This is a genomic window from Gottfriedia luciferensis (assembly GCF_001712755.1).
Classification (GTDB): domain Bacteria; phylum Bacillota; class Bacilli; order Bacillales; family Bacillaceae_G; genus Gottfriedia; species Gottfriedia luciferensis_B.
Genome location: NZ_MDKC01000004.1, coordinates 37,641 through 49,326, shown reverse-complemented (window position 1 = coordinate 49,326; position 11,686 = coordinate 37,641). Strand labels below are relative to the sequence as shown.

Annotated in this window: 14 protein-coding genes; all 14 read right to left on the bottom strand. The window is 32.6% G+C overall.

Features of this window, described 5'->3' with window-relative positions:
* Position 1 precedes the first annotated feature (1 nt).
* A complete protein-coding gene (locus tag BED47_RS05795) occupies positions 2-673 on the bottom strand; it encodes a response regulator transcription factor (protein ID WP_069032827.1) in 672 nt (223 codons plus the stop codon).
* A gap of 323 nt (positions 674-996) precedes the next feature.
* The gene (locus tag BED47_RS05790; protein ID WP_069032826.1) at positions 997-1,281 is read right to left on the bottom strand and encodes a hypothetical protein; all 285 of its coding nucleotides are present in this window, start codon (positions 1,279-1,281) and stop codon (positions 997-999) included.
* 126 nt (positions 1,282-1,407) lie between these two features.
* Positions 1,408-2,736 carry an LLM class flavin-dependent oxidoreductase gene (locus BED47_RS05785; protein ID WP_069032825.1) on the bottom strand — a complete coding sequence of 443 codons (1,329 nt, stop codon included), beginning with the start codon at positions 2,734-2,736 and terminating at the stop codon, positions 1,408-1,410.
* A 14-nt stretch (positions 2,737-2,750) separates the two neighbouring features.
* Positions 2,751-3,284 carry a GNAT family N-acetyltransferase gene (locus BED47_RS05780; RefSeq protein WP_069032824.1) on the bottom strand — a complete coding sequence of 178 codons (534 nt, stop codon included), beginning with the start codon at positions 3,282-3,284 and terminating at the stop codon, positions 2,751-2,753.
* Between the two features lie 16 nt (positions 3,285-3,300).
* Positions 3,301-3,774: a DinB family protein gene (locus tag BED47_RS05775; RefSeq protein WP_069032823.1), complete on the bottom strand. Its 474-nt coding sequence runs from the start codon at positions 3,772-3,774 to the stop codon at positions 3,301-3,303.
* A 10-nt stretch (positions 3,775-3,784) separates the two neighbouring features.
* A complete protein-coding gene (locus tag BED47_RS05770) occupies positions 3,785-4,951 on the bottom strand; it encodes an amidohydrolase (RefSeq protein ID WP_069032822.1) in 1,167 nt (388 codons plus the stop codon).
* 24 nt (positions 4,952-4,975) lie between these two features.
* Positions 4,976-5,986 (bottom strand): LLM class flavin-dependent oxidoreductase, encoded by a 1,011-nt coding sequence (locus tag BED47_RS05765; protein WP_069032821.1) that lies wholly within the window; start codon positions 5,984-5,986, stop codon positions 4,976-4,978.
* An 18-nt stretch (positions 5,987-6,004) separates the two neighbouring features.
* Positions 6,005-6,757: an amino acid ABC transporter ATP-binding protein gene (locus BED47_RS05760; protein WP_025569200.1), complete on the bottom strand. Its 753-nt coding sequence runs from the start codon at positions 6,755-6,757 to the stop codon at positions 6,005-6,007.
* Positions 6,754-7,464 carry an amino acid ABC transporter permease gene (locus tag BED47_RS05755; protein WP_025569198.1) on the bottom strand — a complete coding sequence of 237 codons (711 nt, stop codon included), beginning with the start codon at positions 7,462-7,464 and terminating at the stop codon, positions 6,754-6,756. The genes BED47_RS05760 and BED47_RS05755 overlap by 4 nt, the downstream gene beginning before the upstream one ends.
* Positions 7,461-8,243 carry an amino acid ABC transporter permease gene (locus BED47_RS05750; protein WP_069032820.1) on the bottom strand — a complete coding sequence of 261 codons (783 nt, stop codon included), beginning with the start codon at positions 8,241-8,243 and terminating at the stop codon, positions 7,461-7,463. Before BED47_RS05750 ends, BED47_RS05755 begins: the two co-directional genes overlap by 4 nt.
* Before the next feature lie 25 nt (positions 8,244-8,268).
* Positions 8,269-9,084, bottom strand: coding sequence for a transporter substrate-binding domain-containing protein (locus BED47_RS05745; RefSeq protein WP_069032819.1), 816 nt, complete (start codon positions 9,082-9,084; stop codon positions 8,269-8,271).
* Between the two features lie 29 nt (positions 9,085-9,113).
* Positions 9,114-9,659, bottom strand: a complete 546-nt coding sequence (gene ssuE / locus BED47_RS05740; protein WP_069032818.1) for an NADPH-dependent FMN reductase — start codon at positions 9,657-9,659, stop codon at positions 9,114-9,116.
* Positions 9,660-9,918: 259 nt separating this feature from the next.
* Positions 9,919-10,797 (bottom strand): LysR family transcriptional regulator, encoded by an 879-nt coding sequence (locus BED47_RS05735; protein ID WP_069032925.1) that lies wholly within the window; start codon positions 10,795-10,797, stop codon positions 9,919-9,921.
* Positions 10,798-11,288: 491 nt separating this feature from the next.
* Positions 11,289-11,663 carry a hypothetical protein gene (locus tag BED47_RS05730; RefSeq protein WP_069032817.1) on the bottom strand — a complete coding sequence of 125 codons (375 nt, stop codon included), beginning with the start codon at positions 11,661-11,663 and terminating at the stop codon, positions 11,289-11,291.
* Positions 11,664-11,686: the final 23 nt, after the last annotated feature.

The following is an 11,686-nucleotide window of genomic DNA, read 5'->3' as shown; positions in this document are numbered from 1 at the left end:
CCTAGTCATCTTTCATAATATATCCGATTCCTCTGACAGTCTTAATCATACTACCATAATTAAATGGTTCTAGTTTTTTTCGGAGCTGATGTACATATACTTCAACGATTGCAACAGTAGTATCAGAATCAAATCCCCAAATTCTATCAAAAATTTGTTCTTTCATTAAAATCTTACCTTGGTTTTGAATGAAGTATTCTAGTAACTCATATTGTTTAATTGTTAAATGAATCGATTCATTATTTATTTCAACAGGATGCTCTTTTCCTTTTAAAATAATTCCTTGATACTTCAATGAACTATCAAATGTTAATTTACCACTTCTTCTAAGTAAAGCGTAGATTCTTGCTAGTAACTCTGGCCCTTGAAATGGTTTTACTAAATAATCGTCCGCTCCTAAGTTTAATCCTTCAACACGATCTTCTAGTGAATCTTTGGCAGTTAGAAAAAGAACTGGTGTATGTACCCCTACTTTTCTCAAATCCTTAACAATTTCAAAACCATTTTTCTCAGGCAGCATTACATCTAATACAATCACATCATATATGTTTTGCATCGCTAAGAAAAAGCCTTCTTCCCCTTCTAACGCCTTATCTACTTTAAAATCATTTGATAATAATTCAACGATTGAATTTAAAACTTCTATATGATCCTCTACAACTAAAATTCTCACTTTTTTGCCTCCATTAGACTAAAAAAAAGCGTTCATCGTATAACAACGCTCCCCTTTATATATTCAAATCGTACTGCTTGAATTGGTCTCATATTTGAAGTTCTACAGGGTCTCTAAAAAAATCACCCCAACTAATAGAGAAAATGTAATGATAATAATTGAATACAGTTTTATTACGCTTACACTTATCATACCACCAAATAAGCTAAGTACGAATGATTCGATTAAAAATTGTAATTGTATATCTGTTTCTTGTTCATGTTTACCGATTATAGCTTGTAAGTTTTATCATCCTTAATATGTGCAATAACTCTGGCTTTTCCTTAATTGCTGCTACCTGATGATCCTCCTGGTTGTTGATTGAAATAACCTCCGCCACCATTTTGTGGGAAGCCTCCTCCATTTCGGAAGTTTCTCATCATTTCCGTTCGATTATTATTTTTATAACTTAAATAACCAACTCCAATTAACGTAAAAATGCCAATTACTAAATTGATAACTAATAAAATAGAAATGACTTTAGGCGAAAACGCACCCGTAGTTGAACGGTTCTTCAAATTCGCTTTTTGTTTTTTTTCTACTAAATTTGATTCTAAATCTTCCATCACTAATCCCACTCCTTTATATTGTTTAATTACATTATGTAATAGAATCCTTAATTTTTACTTAATAACTTATCTGAAGCATATAGTAAAAAAAGAACCACCTTTATGGTGATTCCAAATTTTAAGAAGTTAGTTTTTAACTAGACTAGCAATATGTCGATTTTTAGGTATTTGTAAGCCTAAATTACCTCTCAAAGTAGAAGATTCGTACTCTTTGCGATAGATTCCTCTTTCTTGTAATAGTGGAATGACCTGTTCAGTGAAATCCTTTAATGCACTTGGAATTGCAGAATAAATCATTAAACCGTCAGCTGCTTCTTGTTCATACCACTCTTGAATTAGATTAGCAATTTTTTCAGGTGTGCCAATAAATGCACTTCTAGGAGTAGCAGCCTGTAATGCTACCTGTCTAAGTGTTAGCCCTTTCTCTTTTGCTTCTTTCTTGATCTTATCAGTATTACTTCTAAAACTATTTTTCCCTAAATCACCGATGTCTGGGAATGGCTCATCTAATGGATATTGAGAAAAGTCATGGTGCTCAAAAAATCGCCCTAAATAATCCAAGGCATTTTCAATACTAGTTAGATTAACAAGATCTAAATACTTTTGCTCTGCCTCTTCTTCCGTACGGCCAACTATAGGAGCAATTCCAGGGAATATCACAATATCATCTTTTGATCTGCCGTATGCTACTGCACGATCCTTTACATCTTTATAAAATTGCCTAGCTTCTTCTATATTATCATGACCAGTAAACACTGCGTCAGCTGCTTTAGCAGCTAATTCCTTACCGCTCTCTGAAGATCCAGCTTGAAACACTACTGGTTGACCTTGTTTAGAGCGTCCGATATTAAGAGGACCTTCTACTTGAAAATACTTCCCTTCATAATTTAATCTGTGTAGCTTTTTTGGATCAAAAAATACACCTGATTCTTTATCTCGAACAAACGCGTCATCTTCCCAAGAATCCCATAAACCTCTAGTTATTTCTAAGTGCTCTTCTGCAATTTTATATCGATCATCATGTGAAGGGTGACCATTTTTACTATAGTTTTTAGCAGAGCCTTCAAGTGGAGAAGTAACTAAATTCCATCCTGCACGCCCATTACTTATATGATCAATTGACATGAATTGTCTCGCTACAGTAAATGGTTCACTATAAGTAGTTGAGAGCGTACCAACTAGGCCTATATTCTTTGTTACTCCTGCTAATGCCGATAAGATGGTAATTGGTTCAAAGCGATTTAAAAAATGTGGTATCGACTTTTCTGTTATATATAATCCATCTGCAATAAAAACTAAATCAAATTTTCCATTCTCAGCTAATTTCACTTGCTCTTGGTAATAGGAAAAATTTACACTTGCGTCCGTTTGAACCTCTGGATGACGCCAGCCAGACATACTGCCTCCTACTCCATGAACTAGTGCTCCAAGCTTTAGTTTTTTTCTTTCTGTCATTTTTTTCCCCTCCATTAATTCGCTAATATTGCCGTATCTTTAATATTAAGTTCGTAGCTCTTAACGAGTATATTTCCATTCATAAACTCATATTGTTTAGCCCGTTTAAACCCTATTTTTTCATATAACTTTATGGCAGATTCCATCATATCTGATGTGTGAAGAACGATTCGTTCAGATCCCCACTCTAATGAAAGATTGCAGCTTGCTTTTATTAATTCTGTTGCAATCCCTAATCCTCTTGCTTTAGGGGAAACACCTATTAAGCGAATAATAGGGTAATTAATCTCTAACTCAGGTAATCCATATGCTTTTTCAGCAGAGTCATAGATAAAACATGCACCTAATAGAACATTATCGACAGTCGCAACAAGCTTTGTCTTAGTGTGGCTGTTATCAGTTGCATCAATAATACTATTTTTATAGTTTTCCCATTGTTCTTTTGAAAGAATAGCAGCATATTGTTCATATGCATCGATTAACACTTTTTTTATTTTATCTATTTCATTTGGTTGGGACTCTCTAATAATTAAACGATTTGAAGACATAGCCTACCTCCTCTAATTAAACTAAGCTGTATTCATACAAAATACGTTGTATTTGTTTTAAATGAAGATGAACATGTGACATAAAAGATTTAATTATGTCTTCAACTGTAACGATTGCATTTTGAGGGTTTATTCCGCTCTTCTTCCAATCATCACTTGTTAGTCTTTTAAGCAATTGACTATTGTAATATAAAATAACACGATATGTTTCTAGTACTTCTACAATATTTCCATCGTTTGCATATTGCCCTGCAATCCATTTATCTTGATTAAAAGCAGGTAATTGAACACTTGATCCAGCTAAAACTTCCCTTAGTCGAAAGTTCACTACAAATGCATGATCTACTAAATGAGTTAGCACTTCTAAAATACTCCACGATCTTTCATTTTTCTTCCAATGCAGTTTCTCTTTTGAAAGATTGAAAGTTTTTTGCGATAGTAAATCATAAAGTTGATTAAATTCACTTATTTCAATTGATAAAGTACTCATGTATGTCCTCCTATATTTTGACTACACTTTTTGAAAGTTCATTCAGTATTGTGATAGAAAAATCTGTAAAAAATCTTATACTTAACGGGATTGCTTTTTCATCAAGATCAAATTTAGGATGATGCCACTCATATTTTCCTGAAGTTCCAAAAAATACGAATAAACCTGGAATCTCTTCTAAATAATAGGAAAAATCTTCACTTGCTGCAGATACAGACGGTTCAATTACACGTAAGTCTTGTTTAGTTGCTACATCTCTTGCAATTCGAGCTAATTTTTCATCATTAACAACAGGGGGTGGACCAGGATTCCAATTTGTATGAACATCTGTTTTAAAAGCAACACCAACAGACTTACTAATTTCATTTAATCGATTTTGAATGGTCTGTCTGACTTCATTCTTAAAAGTACGAACCGTCCCACTAAAAACCGCTTTGTCAGCGATCACATTTGATGCTTTCCCACTATAGAATTTTGTTACACTTACAACTGCATTTTCAAGTGGACTAATATTACGGCTCACAATCGATTGAAGCGACGTAACAATATGGGATGCAGTAAGAATTGAATCTAGCCCAGCCTCCGGTACCGCTGCATGGCTCGATTTCCCATTTATTTCAACAGTAAATCCGTCAGCAGCTGCCATTAAAGGACCTGATTTTATCCCAATGGTTCCAACTGTTAAATCAGGTTTATTATGCATACCAATAATCACTTTTGTATCCTTTAATACATTTGTTTTAATAATTTCTAATGCACCTTTTCCAATTTCTTCTGCAGGTTGAAATATAATCTGTACTTTTCCCGGCAGCTCACTCTCAATTTCCTTCAATAAAATGGCTGTACCTAAGATTGCAACTGTATGAAAATCATGTCCACAAGCGTGCATCTTATTCGGATTTTTTGATGAAAAAGGTAATCCTGTTTCCTCCTGAATTGGAAGTGCATCAATGTCTGCCCTAATTGCGATTGTAGGACCTTTGCGAACATCACCGATTTCTGCAACAAGACCAGTTTTTAACGGTAAAGTTAGGATTTGTATGTTATACTCTGTTAAAAGTTGAACAAGTGTCGCTGTTGTTTCATATTCTTCAAACGCTAACTCTGGAATTGCATGTAAACTCCTTCTTATTTGAATTAGCTTTTCAAGTAGCGCATCAGATATTTCAAATTTCATGGCTTCAACTCCTAAACTGTTAAGTCAAACTGTTATTTCTGTAAAAGCCTCTTTAATTAATTGAAGTGAGCGAACTCTTCTTTCAAAATCTGGAATTAATGATGTAAAAATAAATTCATCAATACCGAATTCATTTTGATATTCAAAAACCCTTTTTTGAAAAGTTTCTTTTGTTCCCTTAAGAACGTCTGCCTCTCGAACTTCTGTAGTATAGGTTTGGCCAGCTTGTTTAGCGTAAATCTCTGCTTGCTCAAGCGTGCCGACATTTACAATTTGCCCATTCCCTAATGTAACTCGCACAGTTTGTAATTGATCTGATAATTTTAGTGCTTCCTCTTTCGTTTCAGTTACAATCGTAGACAAGGCTATAATAAACTTTGTTTTTCTACCACTTTGATGATTAAAGGAATTATTATAAGCCTTGATTGCTTCCTTTGCTGCCACTGGGTCATTATTTATGAATAATGCAAATGCATATGGATAGCCCTTTTTAGCCGCAAATTTAGCACTTGATACACTTGTTCCTAATAAAAATAGCGGAACTCTAATCTGTGGTAATGGAGAAGCATGTAAAGAATCAAACGAACTTACTTCTGATGCATCCTGATATAAAAAATTTTCTAGTTCATCAATTTTCTCTTCAAGAGATTGAGGTTCTTTCAAGCTTTTTTGGAGTTCTTGGCTAGATTTTGGAAATCCGCCCGGTGCTCTTCCTATGCCAAGTTCTACTCTACTTGGTGACAAATTAGCTAATACATTAAAGTTTTCTGCTACTTTATACGGACTATAATGCTGTAACATTACCCCACCTGAACCAACAGAAATTCGTTCAGTTTTAGCAAGAATATGTGAAACAAGCACTTCTGGAGATGATCCAGCAATTCCTTGTGAATTGTGGTGCTCTGATACCCAAAATCGATTAAATCCTAATCTTTCAGCTTCTTTTGCTAGATTTATAGTGTTTATAAGTACTTCATTTGCAGTTTGACCAGGAAAAATAATACTTTGATCTAAGAATCCATATTTAAGTCCCATATTCTTTCCTCCATTTTTTTAAATATAGTACATGTCTTCCTCTGAAAATCGTTTTAAAAACTGAATTGTTCTTTCTTCTTTAGGTGATTGAAAGATAGTCTTTGGATTCCCTTCTTCAACAATTATGCCGCCGTCCATAAACACAACATGATTAGCAACATCCCTAGCAAATGCCATTTCATGTGTGACGATAATCATTGTAATTCCTTCTTTTGCTATTTTTCGTATAATCGCTAGTACTTCACCTACTAATTCAGGATCTAAAGCAGAGGTTGGTTCGTCGAATAAAATGACCTCTGGATTTAAAGCAAGCGCCCGAGCAATTCCAACTCTTTGTTGCTGTCCGCCGGATAACTGTAGAGGGTAAGAATCTAACTTGTTTCCTAAGCCTACTTTCTCAAGTAATTCAGCGCTTTTTTTGTATGCTGCTTCCTTGGACCATTTTTTAGCTACTACTAATCCTTCCATTACATTTTCAACTACTGTTTTATTTTTAAATAAGTTAAATTGTTGGAATACCATAGCTGTTTTCTGGCGCAATGAAAGAATTTCGGTTTTTGAAGCTTGACTAAAATCTACTTTAAAATCGTCTATTGTAATTTTTCCTTTATTTGGTTTTTCTAAATAATTTATACAACGAAGTAAAGTTGTTTTTCCTGATCCACTAGGACCTAGAATTGCGACGACTTCGCCTTTATTAACAGTTAAATCTATACCTTTTAAGACATGATTTTTTCCAAAGGACTTTGTTACATTCGTTAAAGTAATCATTTCACTCCCCCTCGACTAAAGACGCTAAATCTCTTCTCTAATAAACTCGTCATTCTTTCAATGACTAATGTAATTCCCCAGAATATTAGTGCTGCTGCAATATATGCCTCAAAAAACTTCCAATTTGTAGAAGCTACAATTTGTGCCTTTGCGTTTATATCTACAACAGAAACAATAAATGCCAAAGTTGATCCATGCAGCATTCCAATAAATGTATTTGATAAATTTGGTAAACTTACAGCGAAGGCTTGTGGAAATACAATTCTTCTTAGTGCTTGTGTTGTTGTCATACCAACCGAATAAGCAGCTTCAATTTGTCCTCGATCGATATTTGTAATTCCAGCTCTAACCACTTCAGATAAATACGCACCTGCTGTAATAGAAAAGGAAATAATTGCAAAAGCTGTCATAGGAATTGATGATGAATTAAAAGCAAAATGATAATGTTTAGAAAGTGAATCTAATAGCATTGAGATTGAATAATAAATAATTAACAAGTGTGTAATCATCGGTGTTCCTCGAATAATCGTAACGTAACTAGATGCTGCCTGACTTAATATTGGAACCTTATAAATACGAACAATAGCCGTATAAGTTCCTATTACAAACCCAATAAGGACTGACAAAAAAGTTATGAACAGTGTAGTTGGAATTGCAGGTAGTATTTGTATAAATGCCTCCCAAATAAATGAGAAATCTAGTTTCATAATCTCGTACCTTCTTTCACAGCAACGACATCCCGATTCATTTTTCCAAATAAGTTACGGATTTTAAAAGTTTTTTCTTTCTTTTCAACACTTGTTCTTTCATATTTTCCAAACCGGTTTTCTAATAAGATAAATCCTTTTTCAAGAAAGGCACTTAAAATAAAATAAACGAGAGCAAGTGCAAGATAGGATTCAATAAAATGACGATTTAGTAAACCTAATGTTTGTGATTGCCCTGTTAACTCTATTACCCCGAGAGTAAATGCTAATGATGTATCTTTTAGTGTTCCTATTAATAAGTTTCCTAAAATAGGGATCCATATAGCGAATGCTTGTGGTGCTATGATTCTCTTAAAAGCCTGATATCCGTCCATTCCAACAGAATAAGCTGCTTCAATTTGCCCTCTATCTACAGCACTAACTGATGCACGAATACCTTCTGAAATAAAAGCCGCACTGTGTAATCCGTATGTTAAAATGACAAAATATAAAACATCAATTCTACTAACATCTACTTCTACTAGTTTTAATAGCTCAGGTACGCCATAATAAATTAAAAATAATTGAATTAAAATTGGAGTTCCCCTAAAAAATGAAACATATATTTGCGAGATTCTTTGAAAAATTGGTACCTTATACATTCTAGGTAAGGCTACAAGTAAGCCAAAACCTAACCCTACTAAAATAGAACTCCCTACAATGATTAACGAAATCTTTATAAAAGGTAGTAATTTAATAAAATATTCAAAGATCAATCCAGCTTTAAAATCAGCACCCATTCCTTCTCACCCTTTGGTTTTAGCTTTAATTTTCTGTAAAATCAGCACCTAACCACTTTTTGCTTAAGTTAGCAAGTGTTCCATCTGCTTTTATTTTTAATAGTGCTTCGTCAATAGCATCTGCTAATTTTTGATCTTTTGTATCATTTTTTCTAAAGGCAAATAATACATCAGCCTCAGTCAAAGCTGACCCTACTGTTTTCAATTCACCTTTTGGATCAATCAAAGATAAGGTAAAATCTGCAGCAACTGTAGCATCTACACGTCCTGAAGTAATTTGCTGTACAGTATCATTTGCTCCACCATTCTGATAAACAATTTTAATAGCGTTATTATGCTCTTTATTATAGTTTTCAAGAATTTGTGCTTCTGCACTTGTAGCGGATGTTAATACCTTTTTGCCTTTTAAGTCATCAATTGATTGAATTGAATTATTCCCTTTTGCAACAACGATTTTATTTTTCCAATGCGCATAAGCTTCTTTGTTAAATAAATACTTCTCTTCCCTCTCTGGATTTTTTTCAATTTCATGAGCAACAAAATCTATTTTCTTAGTTTCTAGACTTAACAATAAGCTCGAAAATTCATATGTTTTTAAATCAAACTTGTATTCTGGCAATCTTTTATCAATTTCTTTTACAAGTTCAACATCAAAACCAGTTAAATTTCCATCTTTATCGATAAAGCACACATTTGGAAATTGTGTACCAGTACCTACAACAATTCTTTGAACTTTTGAATCAGTAGCTGTTGCTGCCTCTTTATCTTTATTTTTTAAAGCAAATGTAATGATTAAAACTACGACTGCCAAGGATACAAGTGTAATCACAAACTTTTTCATTCCCATTTCCTCATTTCTGAATAATTTTTTTAGGGTCTTACTGCTAGCCAAATTAACTCTTCTGATAATTCTTCAGCTGCTTTATTTAATCTCTCTGTTAATTCATTAGATAATGAAAAATGATTTTGATAATCTCTTATTACCCAATCATCAATTGCATAAACACCAGTAACAAAATGATTTCCCCCAAGAACAGAGAGAACTGGTTTTAATGCATAATCTAAACTGAGTAAATGGGCAATTGTACCACCGATGAAGACAGGAAGGACAACTTTATTTTTCAAGCCATTCTGAGGAATTAAGTCTAAAAATATTTTTAATAAACCTGAATAGGAGGCCTTATAGACTGGTCCTGCAATAACAACCCCGATCGAATTCTCAATTTTATTAAGGGCTTCTTTAATTTCTTCATTACTAAAATCGCTCTTAATTAAAGCTTCTGTTGGCAAATCCCCAATATTTACTTGGCATACTTTAATACCTTCATTAGTCCACTTTTCTTTTACAAATTGGAGTATGCCATTCAATCTTGAGTTTGGTGATGAGCTAGCAGAGATAATGACAATATCCTTCAACGTGTTCCCTCCTTTTTTAAAAAACCAACATTCCTTATAGGTTAACTAGGAATTAATTGTTATAAACTTTATCACTGACAGAATATTTAGTCAACGTAATTTCCAATAGAACTTTTCTATCGTTTTATTAAATATTTGAATTAGCTCATTAATTTTATTGCTCCCTTAAGCACGATCTAGTTGATTGTCAATTGAGGATGCCCCCAAATTCTTATATTTGGTTATATTTTTAGCTTGTTAAAAAAGAAAAAAGAGTTGGCTATTTCACCAACTCTTTGCTTAATTCAACTATTTCATTCATTAAATCTGTATACTCTCCACGATTACAGAAAATATTTGTTTGAAGAAAAATTCCCTTTGTTTCTTCAATATGTATTGGAAATAGTATTCCTTCTTTAGCTTCTTTTTTCACACTGATACTAGGCAAGAAAGCAATTCCAAATTGTTCTATAATAAGTTTTTTTGCCATCTCCGAACTATCAGTATGAATCCTAATATTTGGAGGAGCCTCTAGATTTTCAAATAAACGATGAATTCTAAGCCAATCTAATGAACCGCATTCAAAAAAAATAAGATTTTCCTGAGCGATATCTTGAATTGTGATCGATTTTTTTGAAATAAACGGATGGTCTTTATAAACATAAAGCGTAATTGGATCTTCAAATAATTTAATTGATTGTAAGCTAGGGTGACTAGTTTTCCGAACAAAACCTATATCAATTTCATTATTTAACACTTTACTAATTAATTCATCACTCTTACCCGTAATAACTTTATAATGTAAATCTTCATTACTTACCGAAAGTTTTGGCAAAATTTCTGAAATAACATAGTTTGAAACCGAAACAGTGCAGCCAATTTTCAATTCATTATTGTGTGATTTTTTTTGATTAACGTGCATCTTCCCTTTTTCGTAAATATGAACTAATTGTTGAGCATACGGTAAGAAGCGCTTCCCCTCTTCTGTTATATTAACTTGTTTACCGGAACGGTGAAAAAGCTGGCAATTTAATTCTCTTTCTAAAGATTGGATTCTAGCTGTAACAGTTGGTTGTGATAGAAAAAGTGATTCTGCAGCTTTGTTAAAGCTACCATAGTGAATTACATGGATGAACGCTTCTATATTTTCAATATTAATTTCTTTCACATCCTTAAATAACAGTTTAGTTATATACATTAACTATTCATTTTTATTCAATTTGGGATTTAATCTTACTACTTATTTTTTTAAAAAATTATCATAAAGGAAGTCTATTAGAAAATATTATTTTTATATTTTAATCTTTACATATTCTTTGAAGCTTCATAAAATCCTTTTTTATTTACTACATTCTGAATATTTTAAGTTGATTATACTTTTTTCTAAAATGAAAGTTTATTTTACAATATAACTATTTAAGATGATTAAAAGAAAACCCAAGTTCTTATATAGAACTCAGGCTTTTAGCATAAAATCATTGTTTTATTAATAATTTCAATTTTTTGACTGATAGAGGGAAGATTATACTTTAATTTAAATAACCCGCTACTAGTTGATAAATCAGTTTTTTTAAATAATAAACGTATAAACATAATAAGTACAAAAATAATAGTGGAACTCTAAATCATTAGTTATTATTAAATAAAAAATTACGCTAATTTAACTTTTCTTACTACTTGGATCTTGACGTGTTTAGGTATATCACCTTTAATCGTCACTTCTCCATTAGATAAAGCAATTTTTGCTCCCCATCCATTTTTGAATTTTTTAATTTTTACTCGAAGTAATCTTATTTCCACCTGACCTAATCCAGATTTGTTTTTTACTTCTAATTCTGGTGTTTTTGCATTACCAATATTATGTAGAAGTAGTTTTACTCTAATTAGAGGTTCTTCATCGCTTTTTACGATTACATATGCGTTTCCTTGTTCATCCTCTTTAAATTGGTCGTAGGTTACTGAAAAGCCTTTTGTACTTAAGTAAATTTCTCCATCATCATTTACTTTGTAAACTGGTGAAAACATATGTCTCTTCTCCTTGCCGTATA